22 protein-coding genes are annotated in these 25,220 nt (G+C 64.2%); 20 read left to right on the forward strand and 2 right to left on the reverse strand.

All coding sequences use genetic code 11. From position 1 onward, the window contains the following. Positions 1 to 17: 17 nt before the first annotated feature. The 4 genes from rplL to CI41S_RS30900 all read left to right on the forward strand — a co-directional run bounded on the left by rplL (position 18) and on the right by CI41S_RS30900 (position 11,526). Positions 18 to 398, forward strand: coding sequence for a 50S ribosomal protein L7/L12 (gene rplL / locus CI41S_RS30885; protein WP_139484340.1), 381 nt, complete (start codon positions 18 to 20; stop codon positions 396 to 398). 443 nt (positions 399 to 841) lie between these two features. Continuing rightward, positions 842 to 4,960: a DNA-directed RNA polymerase subunit beta gene (gene rpoB / locus CI41S_RS30890; protein WP_139484341.1), complete on the forward strand. Its 4,119-nt coding sequence runs from the start codon at positions 842 to 844 to the stop codon at positions 4,958 to 4,960. A gap of 124 nt (positions 4,961 to 5,084) precedes the next feature. Further along, positions 5,085 to 9,284 carry a DNA-directed RNA polymerase subunit beta' gene (rpoC, locus tag CI41S_RS30895; RefSeq protein ID WP_139862943.1) on the forward strand — a complete coding sequence of 1,400 codons (4,200 nt, stop codon included), beginning with the start codon at positions 5,085 to 5,087 and terminating at the stop codon, positions 9,282 to 9,284. Positions 9,285 to 9,465: 181 nt separating this feature from the next. Next, positions 9,466 to 11,526, forward strand: a complete 2,061-nt coding sequence (locus tag CI41S_RS30900) for an FAD-dependent oxidoreductase (RefSeq protein WP_139862944.1) — start codon at positions 9,466 to 9,468, stop codon at positions 11,524 to 11,526. Positions 11,527 to 11,566: 40 nt separating this feature from the next. Here the strand turns inward: CI41S_RS30900 and CI41S_RS43790 are convergent, their stop codons facing one another. Further along, positions 11,567 to 11,722 (reverse strand): hypothetical protein, encoded by a 156-nt coding sequence (locus CI41S_RS43790; protein ID WP_172628255.1) that lies wholly within the window; start codon positions 11,720 to 11,722, stop codon positions 11,567 to 11,569. On the opposite strand from CI41S_RS43790, the gene CI41S_RS30905 reads away from it, so the two are divergent. Continuing rightward, positions 11,721 to 13,742, forward strand: a complete 2,022-nt coding sequence (locus CI41S_RS30905; protein ID WP_139484344.1) for an ABC transporter ATP-binding protein — start codon at positions 11,721 to 11,723, stop codon at positions 13,740 to 13,742. The two genes, CI41S_RS43790 and CI41S_RS30905, sit on opposite strands and share 2 nt — an antisense overlap. A gap of 26 nt (positions 13,743 to 13,768) precedes the next feature. On the opposite strand, the gene CI41S_RS30910 is transcribed toward CI41S_RS30905, so the two are convergent. After that, positions 13,769 to 15,004 (reverse strand): FAD-dependent oxidoreductase, encoded by a 1,236-nt coding sequence (locus CI41S_RS30910; protein WP_139862945.1) that lies wholly within the window; start codon positions 15,002 to 15,004, stop codon positions 13,769 to 13,771. A 698-nt stretch (positions 15,005 to 15,702) separates the two neighbouring features. On the opposite strand from CI41S_RS30910, the gene rpsL reads away from it, so the two are divergent. The 15 genes from rpsL to rpsQ all read left to right on the forward strand — a co-directional run bounded on the left by rpsL (position 15,703) and on the right by rpsQ (position 25,157). Further along, the gene (rpsL, locus tag CI41S_RS30915) at positions 15,703 to 16,074 is read left to right on the forward strand and encodes a 30S ribosomal protein S12 (RefSeq protein ID WP_028168167.1); all 372 of its coding nucleotides are present in this window, start codon (positions 15,703 to 15,705) and stop codon (positions 16,072 to 16,074) included. Between the two features lie 15 nt (positions 16,075 to 16,089). After that, complete coding sequence (rpsG, locus tag CI41S_RS30920) at positions 16,090 to 16,560, forward strand: 30S ribosomal protein S7 (RefSeq protein ID WP_139484346.1); 471 nt, start codon at positions 16,090 to 16,092, stop codon at positions 16,558 to 16,560. Positions 16,561 to 16,590: 30 nt separating this feature from the next. Further along, positions 16,591 to 18,663 carry an elongation factor G gene (gene fusA, locus CI41S_RS30925; RefSeq protein ID WP_139484347.1) on the forward strand — a complete coding sequence of 691 codons (2,073 nt, stop codon included), beginning with the start codon at positions 16,591 to 16,593 and terminating at the stop codon, positions 18,661 to 18,663. 39 nt (positions 18,664 to 18,702) lie between these two features. Continuing rightward, a complete protein-coding gene (tuf, locus tag CI41S_RS30930; protein WP_018272140.1) occupies positions 18,703 to 19,893 on the forward strand; it encodes an elongation factor Tu in 1,191 nt (396 codons plus the stop codon). A gap of 94 nt (positions 19,894 to 19,987) precedes the next feature. Further along, positions 19,988 to 20,296, forward strand: coding sequence for a 30S ribosomal protein S10 (rpsJ, locus tag CI41S_RS30935; RefSeq protein ID WP_002712302.1), 309 nt, complete (start codon positions 19,988 to 19,990; stop codon positions 20,294 to 20,296). A gap of 55 nt (positions 20,297 to 20,351) precedes the next feature. Beyond that, positions 20,352 to 21,068, forward strand: a complete 717-nt coding sequence (gene rplC / locus CI41S_RS30940; RefSeq protein ID WP_139484348.1) for a 50S ribosomal protein L3 — start codon at positions 20,352 to 20,354, stop codon at positions 21,066 to 21,068. Position 21,069: 1 nt separating this feature from the next. Beyond that, positions 21,070 to 21,690: a 50S ribosomal protein L4 gene (gene rplD / locus CI41S_RS30945; protein ID WP_139484349.1), complete on the forward strand. Its 621-nt coding sequence runs from the start codon at positions 21,070 to 21,072 to the stop codon at positions 21,688 to 21,690. Continuing rightward, positions 21,687 to 21,986, forward strand: a complete 300-nt coding sequence (locus CI41S_RS30950) for a 50S ribosomal protein L23 (protein WP_139484350.1) — start codon at positions 21,687 to 21,689, stop codon at positions 21,984 to 21,986. The genes rplD and CI41S_RS30950 overlap by 4 nt, the downstream gene beginning before the upstream one ends. A 12-nt stretch (positions 21,987 to 21,998) precedes the next feature. Then, positions 21,999 to 22,832, forward strand: a complete 834-nt coding sequence (gene rplB / locus CI41S_RS30955) for a 50S ribosomal protein L2 (RefSeq protein WP_139484351.1) — start codon at positions 21,999 to 22,001, stop codon at positions 22,830 to 22,832. Between the two features lie 12 nt (positions 22,833 to 22,844). After that, a complete protein-coding gene (gene rpsS, locus CI41S_RS30960; protein WP_018272137.1) occupies positions 22,845 to 23,123 on the forward strand; it encodes a 30S ribosomal protein S19 in 279 nt (92 codons plus the stop codon). 10 nt (positions 23,124 to 23,133) lie between these two features. Then, a complete protein-coding gene (gene rplV, locus CI41S_RS30965; RefSeq protein WP_066499414.1) occupies positions 23,134 to 23,520 on the forward strand; it encodes a 50S ribosomal protein L22 in 387 nt (128 codons plus the stop codon). 20 nt (positions 23,521 to 23,540) lie between these two features. Continuing rightward, entirely contained in the window at positions 23,541 to 24,242 is a 702-nt protein-coding gene (gene rpsC, locus CI41S_RS30970; RefSeq protein ID WP_097675076.1) for a 30S ribosomal protein S3, read from the forward strand. A 30-nt stretch (positions 24,243 to 24,272) separates the two neighbouring features. Next, entirely contained in the window at positions 24,273 to 24,686 is a 414-nt protein-coding gene (rplP, locus tag CI41S_RS30975; protein ID WP_139862946.1) for a 50S ribosomal protein L16, read from the forward strand. A gap of 5 nt (positions 24,687 to 24,691) precedes the next feature. Continuing rightward, a complete protein-coding gene (gene rpmC, locus CI41S_RS30980; protein WP_139484354.1) occupies positions 24,692 to 24,898 on the forward strand; it encodes a 50S ribosomal protein L29 in 207 nt (68 codons plus the stop codon). A gap of 10 nt (positions 24,899 to 24,908) precedes the next feature. Beyond that, positions 24,909 to 25,157 carry a 30S ribosomal protein S17 gene (rpsQ, locus tag CI41S_RS30985; protein ID WP_092114991.1) on the forward strand — a complete coding sequence of 83 codons (249 nt, stop codon included), beginning with the start codon at positions 24,909 to 24,911 and terminating at the stop codon, positions 25,155 to 25,157. Positions 25,158 to 25,220 lie beyond the last annotated feature (63 nt).

Here is a 25,220-nt window from a genome sequence, read left to right on the forward strand (position 1 = left end):
GTTTAAGGAACTGATCAATGGCTGACTTGCAGAAAATCGTCGACGACCTCTCGAGCCTCACCGTGCTCGAAGCCGCCGAACTCGCGAAGCTCCTCGAAGAAAAGTGGGGCGTTTCCGCCGCTGCCGCCGTCGCGGTGGCCGGCCCGGCTGCTGGTGGCGGTGGCGCCGCTGCTCCGGCTGAAGAGAAGACCGACTTCACCGTCGTGCTGGCTGCCGCCGGCGACAAGAAGATCGAGGTCATCAAGGAAGTCCGCGCCATCACCGGCCTCGGTCTCAAGGAAGCCAAGGACCTCGTCGAAGGCGCTCCGAAGCCGGTCAAGGAAGGCGTCAACAAGGACGAAGCCGACAAGATCAAGGCCCAGCTCGAGAAGGCTGGCGCCAAGGTCGAGCTCAAGTAATGCGCGATCCGGGAGCGCCACACGGCGCTCCCGGGCCATGCAAACGGCGTGCGGCAGGTGGTCGCGTCGGGCGCCGGAACACAAGAAAGTGTGGGGATGCGTGGACTTAACCCTCGAATCTCCATTATTGCCTCCCCATATCGGGTTGGCAGCGGAAAAACACGGTCGGCGGCGGGAACGGCAGGGTTCCCGGCGTAAGCCGTTGGGAGACAGTCAGATTTCGGGCTTTTTCAGTCCGTGAAGCGGAACGATTTGACGAGCGGGTGCAGCAATGCGCCTCGCGCGTCGTTTTGCGTTTTGGAGACCGCGGGACCGGGTTGGGGATTTAATTCCTGAACTTTGGCTTCGTTCCTTCGAAACGATGCGAAATTCAACCCGGGGGCCGATGGCAGTCGTGTCCCGGAAGGTTCGCCCCTCAAAGGCGACGAAAATGAGAGGCCACGATGGCGCAGCAGACATTCACCGGTCGCAAACGCGTACGCAAGTTTTTCGGTCACATCAAGGAAGTCGCCGAGATGCCGAACCTCATCGAGGTTCAGAAGGCATCCTACGACCAGTTCCTGATGGTCGACGAGCCGACCGGCGGTCGGCCGGACGAGGGCCTGCAGGCGGTGTTCCGCTCGGTGTTCCCGATCTCGGACTTCTCCGGCACCTCGATGCTCGAATTCGTCCGCTACGAATTCGAGCCGCCGAAATATGACGTCGACGAGTGCCGCCAGCGCGGCATGACCTTCGCTGCGCCGCTCAAGGTGACGCTGCGCCTGATCGTGTTCGATATCGACGAGGAAACCGGGGCCAAGTCCGTCAAGGACATCAAGGAGCAGGACGTCTACATGGGCGACATCCCGCTCATGACGATGAACGGCACCTTCGTCGTCAACGGCACCGAGCGCGTCATCGTCTCGCAGATGCACCGTTCGCCCGGCGTGTTCTTCGACCACGACAAGGGCAAGACCCATTCGTCCGGCAAGCTCTTGTTTGCCGCGCGCGTGATTCCGTATCGCGGTTCCTGGCTCGACATCGAGTTCGACGCCAAGGACATCGTGTTCGCGCGCATCGACCGCCGCCGCAAGATCCCCGTGACCTCGCTGATGTATGCGCTCGGTCTCGACGGCGAGCAGATCCTGTCGACCTTCTACAAGAAGATCACCTACAAGCGGACCAAGGAAGGTTGGCGCGTGCCGTTCGACGCCAACCGCTTCCGCGGCTATTCGACCGTCAACGACCTGATCGACGCCGACACCGGCAAGGTGGTGCTCGAGGCCGGCAAGAAGCTGACGGTGCGCCAGGCCCGCCTGCTGCAGGAGAAGGGCCTCAAGGCGCTGCGCATGTCGGACGAGGAGTTGGTCGGCAACTACCTCGCCGAGGATCTCGTCAACCCGAAGACCGGCGAGATCTACGCCGAGGCCGGCGAGGAGATCACCGACAAGTCGATGAAGCTGCTCAACGAGCAGGGCTACAAGGAGCTGCCGCTGCTCGACATCGACCACGTCAATGTCGGCGCCTACATCCGCAACACGCTCTCGGCCGACAAGAACATGACGCGTGAGGACGCGCTGTTCGACATCTACCGCGTGATGCGTCCGGGCGAGCCGCCGACGCTCGACTCGGCGCAGGCCATGTTCCAGTCGCTGTTCTTCGACGCCGAGCGCTACGACCTGTCCGCGGTCGGCCGCGTCAAGATGAACATGCGCCTCGAGCTCGATGCGCCCGACACCCATCGCACGCTGCGCAAGGAAGACATCCTAGCGGTCATCAAGACGCTGGTCGACCTGCGCGACGGCAAGGGCGAGATCGACGACATCGACCACCTCGGCAACCGCCGGGTGCGCTCGGTCGGCGAGCTCATGGAGAACCAGTACCGGATCGGCCTGCTGCGCATGGAGCGCGCCATCAAGGAGCGCATGTCGAGCGTCGACATCGACACCGTGATGCCGCAGGACCTGATCAACGCCAAGCCCGCCGCGGCTGCGGTGCGTGAGTTCTTCGGCTCCTCGCAGCTGTCGCAGTTCATGGACCAGACCAACCCGCTGTCGGAGATCACCCACAAGCGGCGCCTGTCGGCGCTCGGTCCGGGCGGTCTGACCCGCGAGCGCGCCGGCTTCGAAGTTCGCGACGTGCATCCGACGCATTACGGCCGCATCTGCCCGATCGAGACGCCGGAAGGCCCGAACATCGGTCTGATCAACTCGCTGGCGACGTTCGCGCGCGTCAACAAGTACGGCTTCGTCGAGACGCCCTATCGCAAGATCAAGGACGGCCGCGTCACCGACGAGGTGGTCTACCTCTCGGCGATGGAGGAGGGGCGCTACCGCGTCGCGCAGGCCAACGTGCCGCTCGACCCGAAGGGCCGCTTCACCGAGGATCTCGTGGTCTGCCGTCACGCCGGCGAAGTGCTGCCGGTGACGCCGGACAAGGTCGACTACATGGACGTATCGCCGAAGCAGCTGGTTTCGGTCGCCGCGGCCCTGATCCCGTTCCTCGAGAACGACGACGCCAACCGCGCGCTGATGGGCTCGAACATGCAGCGCCAGGCGGTGCCGCTGGTTCGCGCCGAGGCGCCGTTCGTCGGCACCGGCATGGAAGGCGTGGTGGCCCGTGACTCCGGTGCCGCGATCGCGGCGCGCCGTTCCGGCGTGATCGACCAGATCGACGCCACCCGCGTCGTGATCCGCGCCACCGAGGATCTCGATCCGACCAAGTCGGGCGTCGATATCTACCGGCTGATGAAGTACCAGCGCTCCAACCAGTCGACCTGCATCAACCAGCGTCCGCTGGTGAAGGTCGGCGACATCGTCAAGAAGGGCGACATCATCGCCGACGGCCCGTCGACCGATCTCGGCGAGCTCGCGCTCGGCCGCAACGTGCTGGTCGCGTTCATGCCGTGGAACGGCTACAACTTCGAAGACTCGATCCTGCTCTCCGAGCGGATCGTGAAGGACGACGTCTTCACCTCGATCCACATCGAGGAGTTCGAAGTGATGGCCCGCGACACCAAGCTGGGCCCCGAGGAAATCACCCGCGACATTCCGAACGTCTCGGAAGAAGCGCTGAAGAACCTCGACGAAGCCGGCATCGTCTACATCGGTGCGGAAGTCCGCGCCGGCGACATTCTCGTCGGCAAGATCACGCCGAAGGGCGAGAGCCCGATGACGCCGGAAGAGAAGCTGCTGCGCGCCATCTTCGGCGAGAAGGCCTCCGACGTCCGCGATACCTCGCTGCGCGTGCCTCCGGGCGTGCAGGGCACCATCGTGGAAGTCCGCGTGTTCAACCGCCACGGCGTCGACAAGGACGAGCGTGCGCTGGCGATCGAGCGCGAGGAGATCGAGCGTCTGGCCAAGGACCGCGACGACGAGCAGGCGATCCTGGACCGCAACGTCTACAACCGCCTCGCCGAGCTCCTGGAGAACCGCCAGGGCATCGCCGGTCCGAAGGGCTTCAAGAAGGATACCAAGATCACCCGCGCGGTGCTCGACGAGTATCCGAAGTCGCAGTGGTGGCTGTTCGCCTCGCCGAACGACAAGCTGATGGCCGAGATCGAGGCCATGCGGAAGCAGTACGACGAGTCGAAGAAGGGCCTCGAGCAGCGCTTCCTCGACAAGGTCGAGAAGCTGCAGCGTGGTGACGAGCTGCCGCCCGGCGTGATGAAGATGGTCAAGGTCTTCGTCGCGGTGAAGCGCAAGATCCAGCCCGGCGACAAGATGGCCGGCCGTCACGGCAACAAGGGCGTGGTGTCGAAGATCGTGCCGATCGAGGACATGCCGTTCCTCGAGGACGGTACCCATGCCGACATCGTGCTCAACCCGCTCGGCGTGCCCTCGCGCATGAACGTCGGCCAAATTCTGGAGACGCATCTGGGCTGGGCCTGCGCCGGCCTCGGCAAGCGCATCGGCCAGACCATCGACGCCTACTATCAGAAGCAGGATCTCAAGCCGCTGCGCGAGACCCTGAAGAAGATCTACGGCGAGGATGAAACTATCCGCTCGCTGAACGACAACGAGCTGGTCGAGCTCGGCCGCAATCTGAGCCACGGCGTGCCGATCGCCACCCCGGTGTTCGACGGCGCCAAGGAGGCCGACATCGAGGAGATGCTGAAGCTCGCGGGCTTCGACGCCTCCGGTCAGTCGACCGTCTATGACGGCCGCACCGGCGATCCGTTCGATCGCAAGGTGACGATGGGCTACATCTACATGCTCAAGCTGCACCACCTGGTGGACGACAAGATCCACGCGCGTTCGATCGGTCCGTACTCGCTCGTCACCCAGCAGCCGCTGGGCGGCAAGGCGCAGTTCGGCGGCCAGCGCTTCGGCGAAATGGAGGTCTGGGCGCTGGAAGCCTACGGCGCCGCCTACACGCTGCAGGAGATGCTGACGGTGAAGTCGGACGACGTCGCCGGCCGTACGAAGGTGTACGAGGCGATCGTGCGCGGCGACGACACCTTCGAGGCCGGTATTCCGGAATCGTTCAACGTGCTGGTCAAGGAAATGCGCTCGCTCGGCCTCAACGTCGACCTGCACAATTCCAAGGTGGGACCGGCGCCGACGTCGGAAGCGGCCGAGTAACGCGTCACTTTCTGCCCGGCCGTTCCGCCGGGCCTACGCGCTCCGCTCGGACGTTGAGCGGGGCGCGGGCGAGACAAAATTTCGAATTTGCTGCCGGTGACGATCGGCACGCGAGGAGAAGACCATGAACCAAGAGATTATGAATCTTTTCAATCCGACGACGCCGGCCCAGGTCTTTGACCAGATCCGGATCTCGATCGCGTCTCCGGAGAAGATTCTGTCGTGGTCCTACGGCGAGATCAAGAAGCCGGAGACCATCAACTACCGCACCTTCAAGCCGGAGCGTGACGGCCTGTTCTGCGCGCGCATCTTCGGGCCGATCAAGGACTACGAGTGCCTGTGCGGCAAGTACAAGCGGATGAAGTACAAGGGCATCATCTGCGAAAAGTGCTCGGTCGAGGTGACGCTGTCGCGCGTCCGGCGCGAGCGCATGGGCCATATCGAGCTGGCCGCGCCGGTTGCCCACATCTGGTTCCTGAAGTCGCTGCCGTCGCGCATCGGCCTGTTGCTCGACATGACGCTGAAGGATCTCGAGCGGATCCTCTACTTTGAATACTACGTCGTGCTGGAGCCGGGCCTCACCGCGCTGAAGGACCGTCAGCTCTTGTCGGAAGACGAGTACCTGAAGGCGCAGGACGAGTACGGCCAGGATTCCTTCACCGCCATGATCGGTGCGGAGGCGATCCGCGAGCTGCTCAAGGGTCTCGAGCTCGAGAAGCTCGAGGCGCAGCTGCGCGCCGAGATGGCGGAGACCGACTCCGACATCAAGCACAAGAAGCTCGCCAAGCGGCTCAAGATCGTCGAGGCGTTCCGCGTCTCCGGCAACAAGCCGGAATGGATGATCATGACGGTCGTGCCGGTGATTCCGCCGGACCTGCGTCCGCTGGTGCCGCTCGACGGCGGCCGCTTTGCGACCTCCGACCTCAACGATCTCTACCGCCGCGTCATCAACCGCAACAACCGCTTGAAGCGGCTGATGGAGCTGCGCGCGCCTGACATCATCATCCGCAACGAAAAGCGCATGCTGCAGGAGGCCGTCGACGCGCTGTTCGACAACGGCCGCCGCGGCCGCGTCATCACCGGCGCCAACAAGCGTCCGCTGAAGTCGCTCGCCGACATGCTGAAGGGCAAGCAGGGTCGGTTCCGCCAGAACCTGCTCGGCAAGCGCGTCGACTATTCCGGCCGTTCGGTGATCGTGGTCGGTCCCGAGCTGCGCCTGCATCAGTGCGGCCTGCCGAAGAAGATGGCGCTCGAGCTGTTCAAGCCGTTCATCTATTCGCGGCTCGACGCCAAGGGCCTCTCCACCACGGTGAAGCAGGCCAAGAAGCTGGTCGAGAAGGAGCGTCCGGAGGTCTGGGATATCCTCGACGAGGTGATCCGCGAGCATCCGGTGCTGCTCAACCGCGCGCCGACGCTGCATCGCCTGGGCATCCAGGCGTTCGAGCCGGTGCTGATCGAGGGCAAGGCGATCCAGCTGCATCCGCTGGTCTGCGCCGCCTTCAACGCCGACTTCGACGGCGACCAGATGGCCGTGCACGTTCCGCTGTCGCTCGAAGCGCAGCTGGAAGCGCGCGTCCTGATGATGTCGACCAACAACATCCTGCACCCGGCGAACGGCCAGCCGATCATCGTGCCGTCGCAGGACATCGTGCTCGGCCTCTACTACGTCTCGATCATGCGCGAAGGGCTGCCCGGCGAGGGCAAGATCTTCGGCGACATGGCCGAGCTCGAGCACGCGCTGCACTCGAAGGTCATTCACCTCCACACCAAGATCAAGTACCGGTGGGAGGGCGCCGACGAGGACGGCAACAAGTCCAAGCGCTGGATCGAAACCACCGCGGGCCGCGTCATGCTCGGCAATCTGCTGCCGAAGAGCACCAAGATCTCGTACGACATCATCAACAAGCTGATGACCAAGCGCGAGATCTCCGGCGTCATCGACCAGGTCTACCGCCACTGCGGCCAGAAGGAGACCGTGATCTTCTGCGACCGCATCATGGCGCTCGGCTTCTACAACGCCTTCAAGGCCGGCATCTCGTTCGGCAAGGACGACATGGTCGTGCCGGCGTCGAAGTGGAAGATCGTCGATCAGACCCGTACGCTGGCGAAGGATTTCGAGCAGCAGTACAATGACGGCCTGATCACCCATGGCGAGAAGTACAACAAGGTCGTCGACGCCTGGTCGAAGGCCGGTGAAGAAGTCGCCAAGGCGATGATGAAGGAGATCTCGGCCACCAAGAAGACGGCGGCCGGGGCCGATGCCGACATCAACTCGATCTACATGATGGCGCACTCCGGTGCGCGTGGTTCGCCGGCGCAGATGCGCCAGCTCGCCGGCATGCGCGGCCTGATGGCCAAGCCGTCGGGCGAGATCATCGAGACGCCGATCATCTCCAACTTCAAGGAGGGTCTGTCGGTGCTCGAATACTTCAACTCGACCCACGGCGCCCGCAAGGGCCTCGCGGACACCGCGTTGAAGACCGCGAACTCCGGCTACCTGACCCGCCGTCTGGTCGACGTCGCGCAGGACTGCATCATCACGCAGACCGACTGCGGCACCACGCTCGGCATCAAGATGCGCGCCATCGTCGATGCCGGCACGGTCGTCGCCTCGCTCGGCTCGCGCATCCTGGGCCGCGTGGCCTGCGATGACGTGCGCGATCCCGCCACCAACAACGTCGTCGTCAAGCGCGACACGCTGATGGAGGAGAGCCACGTCGATGCGATCCAGCAGGCCGGCATCCAGGAGGTGAAGATCCGCTCGGCACTGACCTGCGAGTTGATCAACGGCATCTGCGCCAAGTGCTACGGCCGCGATCTGGCCCGCGGCACCCCGGTCAACCACGGTGAGGCGGTCGGCGTCATCGCGGCGCAGTCGATCGGCGAGCCCGGCACCCAGCTGACGATGCGCACGTTCCACATCGGCGGCGCGGCGCAGCTCAACGAGCAGTCGTTCGTCGAATCGAACTTCGACGGCAAGATCGTGATCAAGAACAAGGCGATCGCCCGCAACAGCGAAGGCCATTTGATCGCGATGGTGCGCAACATGGTCGTTGCGATCGTCGATGCCGACGGCGCCGAGCGTGCAACTCACCGTATCCAGTACGGTTCGCGGATGCACATCGACGAGGGCGACATGGTCAAGCGCGGCCAGCGCATCGCCGAGTGGGATCCCTATACCCGCCCGGTGCTGAGCGAGGTCGAGGGCACGATCGGGTTCGAGGATCTGGTCGAGGGCCAGTCGATCTCGGAAACGCTCGACGAATCGACCGGTATCGCCAAGCGCGTGGTCATCGACTGGCGCTCGACCCGCGGCGGCTCGGACCTGCGTCCGGCCATCGTGGTCAAGGGCAAGGACGGCAAGATCATGAAGCTCGCGCGTGGCGGCGATGCCCGCTACATGCTGTCGGTCGACGCCATTCTGTCGGTCGACATCAACGCGAAGGTGATGCCCGGCGACATCCTGGCGCGTATCTCGACCGAGAGCGCCAAGACGCGTGACATCACCGGCGGTCTGCCGCGGGTGGCGGAACTGTTCGAGGCTCGCAAGCCGAAGGATGCGGCGATCATCGCGGAGACCGCGGGAACGATCCGCTTCGGCCGCGACTACAAGAACAAGCGCCGCATCTCGATCGAGCCGATGGACAAGACCGAGGAGCCGCGCGAGTACCTGATCCCGAAGGGCAAGCACATCCATCTGCAGGACGGCGACATCGTCGAAAAGGGCGATTTCATCGTCGAAGGCAACCCGGCGCCGCACGACATTCTGGCGATCAAGGGCATCGAGGAACTCGCGGCCTATCTGGTCAACGAGATCCAGGAGGTCTACCGGCTGCAGGGCGTGCTCATCAACGACAAGCACATCGAGGTGATTGTCCGTCAGATGCTGCAGAAGGTCGAGGTCACCGATCAGGGCGACACCGACATGATCGCGGGCGAGCAGGTCGACAAGATCGAGTTCGACGCGCTCAACACCAAGGCCAAGGAAGAGGGCAAGAAGGTCGCCACGGGAACGCCGGTTCTGCTCGGCATCACCAAGGCGAGCCTGCAGACCCGCTCGTTCTTCTCGGCGGCGTCGTTCCAGGAGACCACGCGCGTGCTCACCGAAGCTGCCGTCAACGGCAAGGTGGACCCGCTCGAAGGCCTCAAGGAGAACGTCATCGTCGGCCGCCTGATCCCGGCCGGCACCGGCGCCTCGATGGCGCGGATCCGCGAGGTCGCGGTCAAGCGCGACAAGCTGATCCTCGACGAGCGCGAGAAGCAGGCGGCGATCGTGCCGACGGCCCCGGAAGCGGAGCCGCTGGCGCTGCCGCCGGCGGAATAGGCATCCGCAAGACTACGGTACTGAGCGAGAAGGCCGGCATTGTGCCGGCCTTTTTGCTGCTTTCTTTGCTTGCTGCGGTGCAGGGACGCGCTTTGTTCATCTTTCCTTCAGCCGCAAAAGTGCTTTTGCTACGCTGAATTAGACCGGCCGCGCGGCAGCGCCGGAGACGACGGAATCCACTATGCTTGATCTGGCAATCGTTGGCGGCGGCCCCGGGGGGCTGATGAGCGCCTGGTATCTGAAGCGCAAACTCGGCGACCTCTGCCGCGTGACGATCTTCGAGGCCTCCGACCGGCTCGGCGGCAAGGTCCTGACGCGCAAGTTCGAGACCGCGCCCGCGATGTACGAGGCGGGCGTTGCCGAGATCTATGACTACTCGATGACCGGGCCGGATCCGCTGCGCGAGCTGATCCAGCATTTCGGTCTGCAGACCATCCCGATGGACGCCGAGCAGGTGCAACTCGACGGCGAGCTGCTCGCCGACGTTCCGGGCATGCGCCGCAAATACGGCGCGAAGACCGCCGCCGCGATCGAGGCGTTCCGCGAGCGCTGCGCCAGGCTGGTGTCGCCGATCGAATATTATGAAGGCATCGGCGCCCACGACAACGAGCATCCCTGGGCCTACAAGACCGCCGAGCAGATCCTCGACGAGGAGGTCGAGGACCCCGTCGCCAAGCGCTTCTTCAAGGTGATGGCGCGCTCCGACATCGCGACCGAGAGCCACAACACCAACGGCCTCAACGCGCTGAAGAACTACGTGATGGACGTCGACGGCTATATCGGCCTGTACTCGATCCAGAACGGCAACGAGCAGCTGATCGACTGCCTGCGCGCCGAGGTCAACGCCGACATCCAGCTCAACCATCGCGTCCTCAAGGTCGGCAAGACCGAGAGCGGCCGCTATCAGCTCAACATGATGAACGGCAAGGGCCCGGAGACGCGCGACTTCGACCTCGTGCTGGTCTGCCTGCCGCATTCCTGGCTCGCCACCATGCGCTGGGACGGCGAGCAGCTGCGCCAGTCGATGGTCAAGCACGTCGCCTATTTCGACCGGCCCGCGCACTATCTGCGTGTCTCTATCCTGTTCGACGAGCCGTTCTGGGGCGAGAAGATCCCGGGCGCCTGGTTCATGTCGGAAGCCTTCGGCGGCTGCTGCGTCTACAACGAGGGCGCGCGCCACGACGTCGGCAAACTCGGCGTGCTGAACTGGCTGATCGCGGGCTCCGACGCGCTGGCCTTCGCCAATCTCTCCGACCAGGAACTGATCGACGCCGCGCTGAAGTCACTGCCGGCCTCGCTCGGCGATGCGCGTGCGCATTTCCTCGAAGGCAAGATCCATCGCTGGCTGTCGTCGGTCAACGCGCTGCCGGGCGGCCTGCCGGTGCGCGACGTCATGACCAACCACCGCCCAGAGCCGAAGCAGCATCCCGGCATCGTGGTGGTCGGCGACTATCTGTTCGATTCGACCCTGAACGGGCTGCTCGACTCCTCGGACGCTGCGACCGACATCATCGTCACCGAGATGATGCGGCTGCGCCGCGCCCGCGCGCAGGGCGCCGCCAGCCTGTCCGACAAGATCGACCGCGGCTATTTCGAGAACTACCGCGGCGTCGGTCCCTACAGTGAAGTCTGGCACAATTTCGCCGATCCGGCCTATCTGATGGACCTGATCAAGACGGTCTGGGGCAGGGCGAAGGGCTACAAGCTCTTGGTCGCGGGCTCCGCCAGCGGCGAGCTGGTCGGCGCGCTGCGCGAACGCGGTGTCGATGCCTGGGGCATCGAGAACAACCGCTACATCCACGGCAAGACGCCGAAGGCGCTCCGGAAATACAACAAGCTCGGCTCGATCACCGATCTGCCGTTCAAGGCCGAAGAATTCGATTTCGTGTTCGAGACCTCGCTGTGCCATCTCGGCGAAAAGCAGGTGGTGCGCGGCGTGCGCGAGCTCAACCGCGTGGTCAAGACCGGCCTGGTGTTCGGCTCGATCACCTCGGACATGCCGCCGGCGCTGATCGATCGCTACGACCTGTTGCGCGGGGTGAAGAAGCTCGGCACCTGGTGGGAATGGTCGGAGCTGTTCTTCGGCAACGGCTTTGACCTGTCGATGCACCGCCGCGACGTCACCGATGCGGTGTGGGCGCTGACCCTTGCCGCGGGCAAGGGGCCGGGGCAGTGGTACGCCGACTCCGAAAGCCTGCGCTATTCCTTCTTCGACAAGGTCGAGGACGAGGACGACGACTAGCGAGGTGACGCGGGGCGGGCCGTCGCGCGTCAAAGAACAGTCAAGCGGCCGCGCCAAGACTTTGGAGCGCACCGCAACCGGCCGGTCCAAACGCTTTGCCGAATTCATCCTGATCGCATAGGATCGCGGCCGCGGCGTTCGCCGCTTGCGATTTCGATTTGCGGTCATGCCGGCCGTGGAGCATCGGTTGGTTCATGGCGCCAAAGCCTCCCGCATCTGACAACCCGGATCCGGCCAATGCCGACGATCTCGAGCTGAAGAAGAAGCTCGCGACACCGCCCGGGCCGGCCGCCTCCGCCAAGCCGTCCGCCGCGCCCGCGGATGACGACGAGGACGATGACGACGACGAGCTTGAGCTCGACGACGATGATGATGACGAGGATCTCGTCGTTTTCACCGCCAAGGAAGCCGCCGGCGCGCTCTCGACGCTGTACGCCTTCGTCCGGCCGATCCTGGCGAACTACAAGAAGCCGTTCACCTTTGTCGCCTTCGGCGTGATGGTCGAGACGTTGTTCAACGTCATCATGCCGCTGAGCCTGAAGTTCCTGATCGACGACGCGCTCGGCGAGGAGGATTTCCAGGCCCTCTACAAGATCCTTGGCGTGCTGGCGGTCGCCGGCATCGTCACCTCGATCATCGCGGTCTGGTACGAGCGCTGGGATGCGCGGCTTGCCGCCGGCATCATCGCCGACGTCCGGACCCGCATCTTCGAGCATGTTCAGAACCTGCCGTCGGCCTATTTCGCGCGCACCAAGCGCGGCGAGATCCTGTCGCGCTTCTCGATCGATCTCTCGGCGTTCGAGGGCTCGGTCAAGACTTTTGCCAACAGCGCGGCGCTGCCGTTCCTGGAACTGATCGCCGGCATCATCCTGATGCTGTTCCTGAACTGGCAGCTCGCCGCGGTCGCGCTGCTGGTCTTCCCGATCACGCTGATCGGGCCGCGCATCCTCACCCCCAAGGCGGTGCAGGCCAATTACGAGCAGAAGCAGAACGAGGCGGCGCTGCTCGCCACGGTGCAGGAGAACGTCGCCGCGCAGGCGGTGGTGAAGGCGTTCAACCTGCAGCGCCGGGCGCTCGGCTGGTTCACCATGCGCAACCGCGACGTCCGGACCAAGGCGGCCTCCGCGATGTTCCTGTCGACCATGGTGGAGCGCACCGTCACCATCGCGGTGCTGTTGCTGCACCTCGTGGTGCTGGCGATCGGCGCCTATCTCGCCACCAAGGGCCAGATCACGGTCGGCACCTTCGTCACCTTCGAGAGCGCGTTCTGGGAGGTGTCCTACAACATCGCCCACCTGATGCACTTCATTCCGGTGTCGATCCAGTCGGCGGCGGCCGTGCAGCACATCCAGGAACTGCTCGACGAGCCGACCCGCGGCGCCGACCGGCCCGGCGCGCCCGACCTGCCGCGCATCACCAACAACATCAGCTTCGACCGCGTTACCTTCAGCTATGAGGGGGCTCAGGCGCCGGTACTGGACAATCTCAGCCTCAAGCTCAATGCCGGCAGAAGCATCGCGATCGTCGGTCCCAGCGGCTCCGGCAAGAGCACGCTGATCAACCTGATCCTGCGGCTCTACGTGCCGGACGAGGGCCGCGTCGCCATCGACGGCGTCGACATCCGCCGGGTGACGCGGGAATCGCTGCGCGCGAGCATGGCGGTCGTGTTCCAGGAGAACATGCTGTTCAACATGTCGATCCGCGAGAACATCCGGCTCGGCAAGGAAGGCGCTGATGACGCGGAGGTCGAGGACGCCGCCAAAAAGGCCGAGATCCACGGCTTCATCATGAGCCTTCCGGAAGGCTACGACACGCCGGTCGGCGAGCGCGGCGATACGCTGTCGGGCGGCCAGCGCCAGCGCATCGCGATCGCGCGCGCGATCATCCGCAATCCCTCCGTGCTGCTGCTCGACGAGGCGACCTCGGCGCTCGACCAGACCACGGAGGCCGCGATCAACCGCACGCTGCTCAACGTCGCCAAGGGCCGCACCATGATCTGGTCGACGCATCGCCTGACCTCGGTGGTCGAGATGGACGAGATCATCGTGATCTCCGGCGGCCGGGCCATCGAGCGCGGCTCGCACGCCGAACTGCTGGCGAAAGACGGCGTCTACCGCAGGCTATGGGACGACCAGGGCCACCTGCACCACGGCGACGACGATGAGGATGACGACGCGGAGGATGAAGAGGACGAGGACGAAGACGACGAGGAGTGATCGGCGGCGCAGTGCTGCCGCCACCGCTACCGCGCCGGTCGTGCCCCTGCCGTCCGCCGTCGTTCCGGCGCCTCCGCGACGGACAGATCCTGCCGGATCTGGCTGACCGTTCGCGCGGCCGACGGGCCGCGCAGCCGGCGCAGCGTGCCGCGGCCGAGATAGCCGAAAAACCGCGCCCAGCGCTGGGCCTGCCAATACGGCCCGCGGCCGATCGACACCTGGCGGAAGTTGAAGGCCTTGGCATTCGACCAGGCGTCGCATTCGGTCTTGACCGGGTCGTCATAGAACGCCGCGATCTTCTCCAGGCCCATGCCGTCGCTCGCAAGCCAGGCCGGGATGTGGACGTTGCAAAGCTGCGCCACGTCGGTGAACACCTTGTCGGTTCCGGTGCCGGTGACCGGGCAGGTGCTGGCGAAGGCATCGCCGACCAGCACCACGCCCGGCTGCCGATAGCCGGTCGAGACGTAGATATCGGCAGGCCGGATCTTGACGTCGCCCGCGATGTCGAACTCGCCGGTGAGCCGCCGCAGCCGTGGTAGCGCGGCGTTCAGCGTCTCGACCGGATTGTGCCGCATCGCGCGCAGCCAGAGGTCGTCAGCCGGGCGGTAGGTGAACAGATTGGCGCGCATCCGGTTCTCGACCGGGAACAGCGTGATGTAGGGAATCAGGTCGCTCGGCCGCTCCGAGAAATAGGTCATGGCCGCGAAGGGGAAGGTGGGTCGGCCCACCGGCACGAAATCGAAGCCGAGCGAGATCGAGTGGCAGTGGCTGGTGACCTGCCGCTCGATCCCGAGCATCCGGCGCAGCCCGACATTGAGGCCGTTGGCGAGCACCGCCAGCCGCGCCGAGATCTCCTCGCCGCTGGCCAGCACCAGCCGCTGCCGCTCGAAGCTGGTCGCGACATTGACGACCTTGCCGCAGATGAATTCCGCGGGCGCCGCGATCTCGGCCCTGATCGCGCGGATCAGTGCGTCATACATGATGCCGTGCTGCCGGCTCGGCTGCCGGTCGAGCAGATGGCCGAATCGCGCGATCCAGTTCTCGCCGTCCACCGTCGCCGAACGCAGCACGGACTCGGCAATCCCGGTCCGCCCGAATCGCGCCAGCTGGAGATCTCCGCCGATCTTCTCGACCCGGAAATCGAACGGATAGACCTGGTGCGGGTCGATCAGCAGGCTCGGAATCCCGGCGCGGCCGAGCATTGCGGCGGCGGTCGAGCCCGCGAGACCTCCGCCAATGATTGCGATGTCGGTGTACCGCATGAGAGGTTTCCGCGCCGAAGACCCCCAGATTTGCCCTGCGAATGGCAAATAAAGGCTTAGTTTCGGGGGTTGCTTTGGCGTCTAAGTTGGGGAGAGTTGTTTCTGTTCATGTTTTGCCCGGGTAAAATGGCCTCCCGGGCGGGAGCCGGGGAGGGCTCCGGCGAGTCGCGGCGGCAGCGGCATTGTCATAATCCGGCGGAGATCGAAGCATCGACGAAATGCGAAATCCGCAAGCGCCAGAGGCGTTTCTTGCTTGTCGTTTTGCTTGACTTCACTATCTCTCGATTATACAAGGCGCGCACTTAACGACAGGCGGTGAGCTACGCCAGCGTCGGAACGGAGCACCCGGAAGGCCTTTTTGGCCGGATCGGGCACCAACCTCGACGAATGCCGCTCAAACGCTGTCGATGATAGCTAGGCAATGCCAGGACGATACTAGTTCTCTTGAGCAAGTCCTCTTGAGAGTGAATTCGGATGCATGACCTCGGTGGCGGACTGAACAGCGAACGCTGAGCAGTTCGGGATCGCGGTCCTCTGTGGCGTCGAAGCGCTTTCCGCTCAGCGATGGGTGGTTGGCGCGATTTCGTTTTGCGTGGGTGTTTGTTCCCGCGCCGGACGGACCGTACGGGACGGTTGTTCCCGCGAAGAATTGGCGGAGCCGTTCGGGGTTTCGCGCGAACTAAGAGGGTGAAGGCTGCATGCCGACGATCAACCAGCTGATCGCAAAACCACGTGAAGTGCAGAAGTCGCGCAAGAAGGTGCCGGCGCTGCAGCAGTCGCCGCAGAAGCGCGGCGTGTGCACGCGCGTCTACACCACGACCCCGAAGAAGCCGAACTCGGCGCTTCGTAAGGTCGCCAAGGTGCGCCTGACCAACGGCTTCGAGGTGATCGGCTACATTCCGGGTGAGGGCCACAACCTGCAGGAGCACTCGGTGGTCATGATCCGCGGCGGCCGCGTCAAGGACTTGCCCGGCGTGCGCTACCACATCCTCCGCGGCGTGCTGGATACCCAGGGCGTCAAGAACCGTAAGCAGCGTCGTTCGAAGTACGGCGCGAAGCGTCCGAAGTAAGCGGGAAACGATCAGATGTCGCGTCGCCATTCTGCTGAGAAGCGTGAAGTTCTTCCGGACCCGAAGTTCGGGAACATCATCATTACGAAGTTCATGAACTCGGTGATGTATGCCGGGAAGAAGTCGGTTGCCGAAGGCATCGTCTACGGTGCGCTCGGCATGATCGAGAGCAAGACCAAGCAGAACCCGCTCGGCGTGTTCGAGCAGGCGCTGGAGAACGTGATGCCGACCATCGAGGTCCGTTCCCGCCGCGTCGGCGGCGCGACCTACCAGGTTCCGGTCGAGGTCCGTTCGGTGCGCCGTCAGGCGCTCGGCATCCGCTGGCTGATCGCGGCCGCCCGCGAGCGCAACGAGAAGACCATGACGGAGCGGCTCTCGGCGGAGCTGCTCGACGCGTCGAACAACCGTGGCAACGCCGTCAAGAAGCGTGAAGACGTGCACCGGATGGCGGAAGCCAACCGCGCCTTCTCGCACTACCGCTGGTAAGGCGAACAACGGAATTTAAGGAACAGTCTCATGCCCCGCCAACATGCCATCGAGGACTACCGCAACTTCGGTATCATGGCGCATATCGACGCCGGCAAGACCACGACCACCGAGCGTATCCTGTATTACACCGGCAAGAGCCACAAGATCGGCGAAGTGCACGAAGGTGCCGCGACGATGGACTGGATGGAGCAGGAGCAGGAGCGTGGCATCACGATCACCTCGGCTGCCACCACCGCGTTCTGGAACGGCAAGCGTCTGAACATCATCGACACCCCCGGCCACGTCGACTTCACCATTGAAGTCGAGCGTTCGCTGCGCGTGCTCGACGGCGCCGTTTGCGTGCTCGACTCCAACCAGGGCGTCGAGCCGCAGACCGAGACCGTGTGGCGCCAGGGCGACAAGTACAAGGTGCCGCGCATCGTCTTCGCCAACAAGATGGACAAGACTGGCGCCGACTTCTTCAAGTGCCTGTCCGACATCGTCGACCGCCTCGGCGCCAAGCCGATCGCGATCCAGCTGCCGATCGGCGCCGAGAACAACTTCAAGGGTCTCGTCGACCTCGTGAAGATGAAGGGCATCATCTGGAACGATGAATCGCTCGGCGCCAAGTTCGACTACGTCGACATCCCGGAAGATCTGGTCGAGCAGGCCAAGGAATATCGCGAGAAGATGGTGGAAGCCGCCGTCGAGCTCGACGACGACGCCATGGCGGCCTACCTCGACGGCAAGGAGCCGGACGAGGCCACGCTGAAGCGTCTGCTCCGCAAGGCGGTGCTGACCGGCGCCTTCTATCCCGTGCTGTGCGGCTCGGCCTTCAAGAACAAGGGCGTGCAGCCGCTGCTCGACGCCGTCGTCGACTATCTGCCGTCGCCGATTGACGTGCCTGCGATCAAGGGCACCGACGAGGACGGCAACGAAGTCGTGCGCAAGGCGGACGACAAGGAGCCGCTGGCGCTGCTCGCGTTCAAGATCATGGACGACCCGTTCGTCGGCACCATCACCTTCTGCCGCATCTACTCCGGCATCCTGCAGTCGGGCACCGGCGTCATCAACTCGACTCGCGAGAAGAAGGAGCGGATCGGGCGGATGCTCTTGATGCATGCGAACAACCGCGAAGACATCAAGGAAGCCTATGCGGGCGACATCGTCGCGCTGGCCGGCCTGAAGGAAGCGCGCACCGGTGACACGCTGTGCGATGCCAACAAGCCGGTGATCCTCGAGAAGATGGAATTCCCGGAGCCGGTGATCGAGATCGCGATCGAGCCGAAGTCGAAGGCCGACCAGGAAAAGCTGGGCGTGGCGCTGGCCAAGCTCGCCGCGGAGGATCCGTCGTTCCGCGTCTCGACCGACCACGAGTCCGGCCAGACCATCCTCAAGGGCATGGGCGAACTGCATCTCGACATCAAGGTCGACATCCTCAAGCGCACCTACAAGGTCGACGCCAACATCGGCGCGCCGCAGGTGGCGTTCCGTGAGCGTGTCACCAAGCGCGTCGAGCACAGCTACACCCACAAGAAGCAGACCGGCGGTACCGGCCAGTTCGCGGCCGTCACCCTGATCGTCGAGCCGAACGAAGCCGGCAAGGGCTACGAGTTCGAATCGAAGATCGTCGGCGGCGCAGTGCCGAAGGAATACATCCCCGGCGTCGAAAAGGGTCTCGAGAGCGTGCTGTCCTCCGGCGTGGTCGCGGGCTTCCCGATCGTCGACGTCAAGGTGCAGCTGATCGACGGCAAGTTCCACGACGTCGACTCGTCGGCGCTGGCCTTCGAAATCGCCACGCGCGCCTGCTTCCGCGAGGCGCTGCAGATGGGCAAGTCCGTTCTGCTCGAGCCGATCATGAAGGTCGAGGTGGTGACCCCGGAAGACTACACCGGTTCGGTCATCGGCGACCTGAATTCCCGGCGCGGCCAGATCCAGGGCCAAGACATGCGCGGCAACGCCAACGTCATCAACGCGATGGTGCCGCTCATGAACATGTTCGGTTACGTGAACAACCTGCGCTCGATGAGCCAGGGTCGCGCGACCTTCACCATGCAGTTCGATCACTACGCCGAAGCTCCGGCGAACGTGTCGGCTGAAGTCCAGAAGAAGTTTGCCTGATTGTCGTTGATGGCAGTCAACGATTGAACGGAGAGTCAAATGGCCAAAGCTAAATTCGAACGTAACAAGCCCCACTGCAACATCGGCACCATCGGTCACGTCGACCATGGCAAGACCTCGCTGACCGCAGCGATCACCAAGGTGCTCGCAGAAACCGGCGGCGCGACGTTCACCGCCTACGACCAGATCGACAAGGCGCCGGAAGAGAAGGCGCGCGGCATCACCATCTCGACCGCGCACGTCGAGTACGAGACCACCAACCGTCACTACGCCCACGTCGACTGCCCCGGCCACGCCGACTACGTGAAGAACATGATCACCGGCGCTGCCCAGATGGACGGCGCGATCCTGGTCGTGTCGGCCGCGGACGGCCCGATGCCGCAGACCCGCGAGCACATCCTGCTCGCCCGCCAGGTCGGCGTGCCCGCGCTCGTCGTGTTCCTCAACAAGTGCGACATGGTCGACGATCCGGAGCTGCTCGAGCTCGTCGAGCTTGAAGTCCGCGAGCTGCTCTCGAAGTACGAATTCCCGGGCGACAAGATCCCGATCATCAAGGGCTCGGCGCTCGCCGCCCTCGAAGACAAGGACAAGAAGCTCGGCCACGACGCCATCCTCGAGCTGATGCGCAATGTCGACGAGTACATCCCGCAGCCGGAGCGTCCGATCGACCAGCCGTTCCTGATGCCGGTGGAAGACGTGTTCTCGATCTCGGGCCGCGGCACCGTGGTCACCGGTCGTGTCGAGCGCGGCGTGATCAAGGTCGGCGAGGAAATCGAGATCGTCGGTATCCGCGACACCCAGAAGACCATCGTCACCGGCGTCGAAATGTTCCGCAAGCTGCTCGATCAGGGCCAGGCCGGCGACAACATTGGTGCGCTGCTCCGCGGCACCAAGCGCGAGGAAGTCGAGCGCGGCCAGGTGCTGTGCAAGCCCGGCTCGGTCAAGCCGCACACCAAGTTCAAGGCTGAGGCCTACATCCTCACCAAGGAAGAGGGCGGCCGTCACACTCCGTTCTTCACCAACTACCGTCCGCAGTTCTACTTCCGCACCACCGACGTGACCGGCGTCGTGCATCTGCCGGAAGGCACCGAGATGGTGATGCCGGGCGACAACATCGCGATGGAAGTGCACCTGATCGTGCCGATCGCGATGGAAGAGAAGCTGCGCTTCGCGATCCGCGAAGGCGGCCGCACCGTCGGCGCCGGCGTCGTCGCCGCCATCATCGAGTAACGGTGGATCAATCAAGTTTGCGGCGGGAGGGTTCGCCCACTCGCCGCTCACCACCCGCTATTCGCAGGTAAGCGACGAAGAAAGAGATACGGCAATGAACGGCCAAAACATTCGCATCCGTCTCAAGGCGTTCGACCATCGGATCCTCGATACGTCGACCCGTGAGATCGTGAACACGGCGAAGCGCACCGGTGCGCAGGTTCGCGGACCCATTCCGCTGCCGACCCGCATCGAGAAGTTCACCGTCAACCGTTCGCCGCACGTTGACAAGAAGAGCCGCGAGCAGTTCGAGATGCGCACCCACAAGCGCCTCCTCGATATCGTCGACCCGACCCCGCAGACCGTCGATGCGCTGATGAAGCTCGACCTGGCCGCCGGTGTCGACGTCGAGATCAAGCTCTAAGGATTTTGGATTTTTACGTCCGCCGCTTGCGGACAGAAAGACAGGAAGCACGCCGATGCGCTCCGGAGTGATCGCACAGAAGGTCGGGATGACGCGGGTCTTTACGGAGACCGGCGAGCATATCCCTGTGACCGTGCTGAAGCTGGGCAACTGCCAGGTGCTGGGCCACCGCACCACCGAGAAGAACGGCTATGTCGCGCTTCAGCTCGGCGCCGGCACCCGCAAGACCGTCTACATGCCCAAGGCCGAACGCGGCCAGTTCGCGGTCGCCAAGGTCGAGCCCAAGCGCAAGGTCGCCGAGTTCCGCGTGTCCGAGGACGCGCTGATCCCGGTCGGCGCGGAAATCCAGGCGGACCATTTCGTGGTCGGCCAGTTTGTCGACGTTACCGGCACCTCGATCGGTAAGGGCTTTGCCGGCGGCATGAAGCGCTGGAATTTCGGCGGTCTGCGCGCCACCCACGGTGTGTCGATCTCGCACCGCTCGATCGGTTCGACCGGTGGTCGTCAGGACCCCGGCAAGACCTGGAAGAACAAGAAGATGCCCGGTCACATGGGCGTCGACCGCATCACCACGCTGAATCTGCGCGTGGTCTCGACCGATGTCGAGCGCGGCCTGATCCTCGTCGAAGGCGCCGTTCCCGGCTCCAAGGGCGGCTGGATCTCGGTGCGCGACGCGGTGAAGAAGCCGCTGCCGAAAGAAGCTCCGAAGCCGGGCAAGTTCAAGGTTGCCGGCGGCGAGGCCGAGGCTGTGGCCGAGAAGGAGGGTGCGTGAGATGGAACTGAAAGTCACGACCCTTGAAGGCAAGGACGCCGGTTCGGTTGAGCTCTCCGATGCGATCTTCGGGCTCGAGCCGCGCGCGGACATCATTCAGCGCTGCGTGCAGTGGCAGCTGAACAAGCGGCAGGCCGGCACCCACAAGACCCAGGGCCGCGCCGACGTCTGGCGCACCGGCAAGAAGATGTACAAACAGAAGGGCACCGGCGGCGCCCGTCACGGCTCGGCCCGCGTGCCGCAGTTCCGCGGCGGTGGCCGTGCGTTCGGTCCGGTGGTCCGCTCGCACGCGACCGACCTGCCGAAGAAGGTGCGCGCGCTGGCGCTGAAGCATGCGCTGTCGGCCAAGGCCAAGGACGGCGGGCTCGTCGTGATCGACTCGGCCGCCGTCAAGGAAGCCAAGACCAAGGCGCTGCTCGGTCACTTCTCCGGCCTCGGGCTCACCAACGCGCTGATCATCGACGGCGCCGAGCTCAACGCCGGTTTCGCGACCGCGGCCCGCAACATTCCGAACATCGACGTGCTGCCGATCCAGGGCATCAACGTCTACGACATTCTCCGCCGCCACAAGCTGGTGCTGACCAAGGCTGCGGTTGATGCGCTGGAGGCGCGCTTCAAATGAAGACTATCGACCCGCGCCATTACGACGTGATCGTCGCTCCTGTCGTGACCGAAAAGGCGACGCTTGCCTCGGAGCACAACAAGGTGCTGTTCAAGGTCGCCAGCAAGGCGACCAAGCCGCAGATCAAGGAAGCGGTCGAGAAGCTGTTCGACGTCAAGGTGAAGAGCGTCAACACTCTCGTTCGCAAGGGCAAGACCAAGGTGTTCCGCGGCAATCTCGGCTCGCAGTCGGACACCAAGCGCGCGATCGTGACCCTTGAAGAGGGTCACCGCATCGACGTGACTACCGGACTATAAGGCGCAACGACGATGGCATTGAAAACCTACAATCCCACGACGCCGGGCCAGCGCCAGCTGGTGATGGTCGATCGTTCGGCGCTCTACAAGGGCAAGCCGGTGAAGGCGCTGACCGAGGGCAAGCTCGGCAATGGCGGCCGCAACAACACCGGCCGCATCACCGTGCGCTTCCGCGGCGGCGGCCACAAGAAGGCCTATCGCACCGTCGACTTCCGCCGCGACAAGGTGGACGTGCCGGCGATCGTGGAGCGGCTGGAGTATGATCCGAACCGCACCGCCTTCATCGCGCTGATCAAGTATCAGGACGGTGAACTGGCCTACATCCTGGCGCCGCAGCGCTTGGCCGCGGGCGACACCGTCGTCGCCGGCAACTATGTCGACGTGAAGCCGGGCAACGTCATGCCGCTCGGCAACATGCCGGTCGGCACCATCGTGCACAACATCGAGCTGAAGATCGGCAAGGGCGGCCAGCTGGCGCGCTCCGCCGGCACCTACGCCCAGATCGTCGGCCGCGACCAGGACTACGTGATCATCCGCCTGAACTCGGGCGAGCAGCGTCTCGTGCACGGCCGTTGCCGCGGCACGATCGGCGCGGTGTCGAACCCGGATCACATGAACATCTCGATCGGCAAGGCCGGTCGTACCCGCTGGCTCGGCTGGCGTCCGCACAACCGCGGCGTCGTCATGAACCCGATCGACCATCCGCACGGCGGTGGTGAAGGTCGTACCTCGGGCGGTCGCCACCCGGTCACTCCGTGGGGCAAGCCGACCAAGGGCAAGAAGACCCGCACCAACAAGTCGACCAACAAATTCATTCTCCTCAGCCGCCACAAGCGGAAGAAGTAAGGAACGCCGGACATGGTTCGTTCAGTCTGGAAAGGCCCGTTCGTCGAGGGTTCTCTGCTCAAGAAGGCAGATGCCGCGCGCGCGTCCGGCCGTCACGACGTCATCAAGATCTGGAGCCGCCGCTCCACCATCCTGCCGCAGTTCGTCGGGCTCACCTTCGGCGTCTACAACGGCCAGAAGCATGTGCCGGTGGCGATCAACGAGGAAATGGTCGGTCACAAGTTCGGCGAGTTCTCGCCGACCCGGACCTTCCACGGCCACTCGGGCGACAAGAAAGCCAAGAAGGCTTGAGGAATAGACGATGAGCAAACCAAAGCGCGAACGTAGCCTCGCGGACAATGAGGCCAAGGCCGTCGCCCGCATGCTGCGCGTCAGCCCGCAGAAGCTCAACCTGGTGGCGCAGCTGATCCGCGGCCGCAAGGCGTCGGCGGCGCTCGCCGACCTGCAGTTCTCGCGCAAGCGGATCGCGGTCGACGTCAAGAAGTGCCTGGAATCGGCGATCGCCAATGCCGAGAACAACCATGACCTCGAGGTCGACGATCTCGTCGTCGCCGAGGCGCATGTCGGCAACGGCATCGTGATGAAGCGTTTTGCTCCGCGCGGCCGTGGCCGTTCGGGCCGTGTGTACAAACCGTTCTCGCACCTGACCATCGTGGTTCGTCAGGTCGAGGCCGAGGCAAGCGCTTAAGAAGGGCGCAGGAGAAGACGATGGGTCAAAAGATCAATCCAATCGGGCTGCGTCTCGGCATCAACCGGACCTGGGACTCCCGTTGGTTCGCCGGCAAGCAGGAATACGGCAAGCTGCTGCATGAGGACGTCAAGATCCGCGAGATCCTGCACAAGGAGCTCAAGCAGGCGGCTGTCGCCCGCATCGTGATCGAGCGGCCGCACAAGAAGTGCCGCGTGACGATCCACTCGGCGCGTCCGGGCGTCGTGATCGGCAAGAAGGGCGCCGACATCGACAAGCTGCGCAAGAAGGTCGCCGACATCACCTCGTCGGACGTCGTGATCAACATCGTCGAAATCCGCAAGCCGGAGCTCGATGCCACGCTGGTCGCCGAATCGATCGCCCAGCAGCTCGAGCGCCGCGTCGCGTTCCGCCGCGCCATGAAGCGCGCCGTGCAGTCGGCGATGCGCCTCGGTGCCGAGGGCATCCGCATCAACTGCTCGGGCCGTCTCGGCGGCGCCGAGATCGCGCGCATGGAGTGGTACCGCGAAGGTCGCGTGCCGCTGCACACGCTGCGCGCCGACGTCGACTACGGCGTCGCCACCGCGTTCACGACCTTCGGCACCTGCGGCGTCAAGGTCTGGATCTTCAAGGGCGAGATCCTCGAGCACGATCCGATGGCCCAGGACAAGAAGATGGCCGAGGGCGACAGCACGCCGCGTTCGCGCCGCGACGCCGCTTGAGGCAGATTGGGAATTTGAGGGCCTAAAGCCATGATGCAACCTAAGAAAACGAAGTTCCGGAAGGCGCATAAGGGCCGTATCCACGGCGTTGCGACCTCTGGCGCGACGTTGGCGTTCGGCCAGTTCGGCCTCAAGGCGATGGAGCCTGATCGCGTCACCGCCCGCCAGATCGAAGCCGCCCGCCGCGCGCTGACCCGTCACATGAAGCGCGCCGGCCGCGTCTGGATCCGCGTGTTCCCGGACGTGCCGGTGTCGAAGAAGCCTGCCGAAGTCCGCATGGGCTCGGGCAAGGGCGCGCCGGAATTGTGGGTGGCGCGGGTCAAGCCGGGCCGCGTGATGTTCGAGATCGACGGCGTCAACGTGCAGACCGCCAAGGAAGCGCTGTCGCTCGCCGCCGCCAAGCTGCCGATCAAGACGCGCTTCGTTGCGCGCATTGCGGAGTAATCGCCATGGCCGAGATGAAAGTTGAAGACATTCGCGCGATGAGCGACGACCAGCGGGAAGACGCGATCGTCAACCTGAAGAAGGAGCGCTTCAACCTGCGCTTCCAGCGCGCCACCGGGCAGCTGGAGAACACCTCGCGGATGCGGGAAGCCCGCCGCGACATCGCTCGTATCAAGACCATCGCCGCGCAGCTGCGCGCGAAGAAGAAGTAAGGGGCCAGCTATGCCGAAACGTACTCTGCAGGGCGTGGTCGTCAGCGACAAGCAAGCCAAGACGGTCGTGGTGCGGGTCGATCGCCGCTTCACCCACCCGATCTACAAGAAGACGATCCGCCGTTCCAAGAACTACCACGCGCACGACGAGGACAACCAGTTCAAGCCGGGCGACATGGTCTGGATCGAGGAATCGAAGCCGATCTCGAAGCTGAAGCGCTGGACCGTGGTCCGGGGCGAACACAAGAAAACGGCCTGATTACTTCGGCTTGACCGAGGGTTTTCAGGGAAATTTTGAGCGCGCTAAAGCGCAGAAAGAGGA

It is taken from the genome of Bradyrhizobium ivorense, assembly GCF_900696085.1.
In the GTDB taxonomy this organism is placed as follows: domain Bacteria; phylum Pseudomonadota; class Alphaproteobacteria; order Rhizobiales; family Xanthobacteraceae; genus Bradyrhizobium; species Bradyrhizobium ivorense.

Coding starts and splice junctions, on each gene's coding strand:
- CI41S_RS30910 (WP_139862945.1), bottom strand. CDS start 15,004: ATGCGGTACACCGACATCGCAATCATTGGCGGAGGTCTCGCGGGCTCG.
- rpsL (WP_028168167.1), top strand. CDS start 15,703: ATGCCGACGATCAACCAGCTGATCGCAAAACCACGTGAAGTGCAGAAG.
- rpsJ (WP_002712302.1), top strand. CDS start 19,988: ATGAACGGCCAAAACATTCGCATCCGTCTCAAGGCGTTCGACCATCGG.
- rpoC (WP_139862943.1), top strand. CDS start 5,085: ATGAACCAAGAGATTATGAATCTTTTCAATCCGACGACGCCGGCCCAG.
- CI41S_RS30900 (WP_139862944.1), top strand. CDS start 9,466: ATGCTTGATCTGGCAATCGTTGGCGGCGGCCCCGGGGGGCTGATGAGC.
- rplB (WP_139484351.1), top strand. CDS start 21,999: ATGGCATTGAAAACCTACAATCCCACGACGCCGGGCCAGCGCCAGCTG.
- rplL (WP_139484340.1), top strand. CDS start 18: ATGGCTGACTTGCAGAAAATCGTCGACGACCTCTCGAGCCTCACCGTG.
- CI41S_RS30950 (WP_139484350.1), top strand. CDS start 21,687: ATGAAGACTATCGACCCGCGCCATTACGACGTGATCGTCGCTCCTGTC.
- rplP (WP_139862946.1), top strand. CDS start 24,273: ATGATGCAACCTAAGAAAACGAAGTTCCGGAAGGCGCATAAGGGCCGT.
- rplC (WP_139484348.1), top strand. CDS start 20,352: ATGCGCTCCGGAGTGATCGCACAGAAGGTCGGGATGACGCGGGTCTTT.
- rplD (WP_139484349.1), top strand. CDS start 21,070: ATGGAACTGAAAGTCACGACCCTTGAAGGCAAGGACGCCGGTTCGGTT.
- CI41S_RS30905 (WP_139484344.1), top strand. CDS start 11,721: ATGGCGCCAAAGCCTCCCGCATCTGACAACCCGGATCCGGCCAATGCC.
- tuf (WP_018272140.1), top strand. CDS start 18,703: ATGGCCAAAGCTAAATTCGAACGTAACAAGCCCCACTGCAACATCGGC.
- rplV (WP_066499414.1), top strand. CDS start 23,134: ATGAGCAAACCAAAGCGCGAACGTAGCCTCGCGGACAATGAGGCCAAG.
- rpsQ (WP_092114991.1), top strand. CDS start 24,909: ATGCCGAAACGTACTCTGCAGGGCGTGGTCGTCAGCGACAAGCAAGCC.
- rpmC (WP_139484354.1), top strand. CDS start 24,692: ATGGCCGAGATGAAAGTTGAAGACATTCGCGCGATGAGCGACGACCAG.
- rpsS (WP_018272137.1), top strand. CDS start 22,845: ATGGTTCGTTCAGTCTGGAAAGGCCCGTTCGTCGAGGGTTCTCTGCTC.
- fusA (WP_139484347.1), top strand. CDS start 16,591: ATGCCCCGCCAACATGCCATCGAGGACTACCGCAACTTCGGTATCATG.
- rpsC (WP_097675076.1), top strand. CDS start 23,541: ATGGGTCAAAAGATCAATCCAATCGGGCTGCGTCTCGGCATCAACCGG.
- CI41S_RS43790 (WP_172628255.1), bottom strand. CDS start 11,722: ATGAACCAACCGATGCTCCACGGCCGGCATGACCGCAAATCGAAATCG.
- rpsG (WP_139484346.1), top strand. CDS start 16,090: ATGTCGCGTCGCCATTCTGCTGAGAAGCGTGAAGTTCTTCCGGACCCG.
- rpoB (WP_139484341.1), top strand. CDS start 842: ATGGCGCAGCAGACATTCACCGGTCGCAAACGCGTACGCAAGTTTTTC.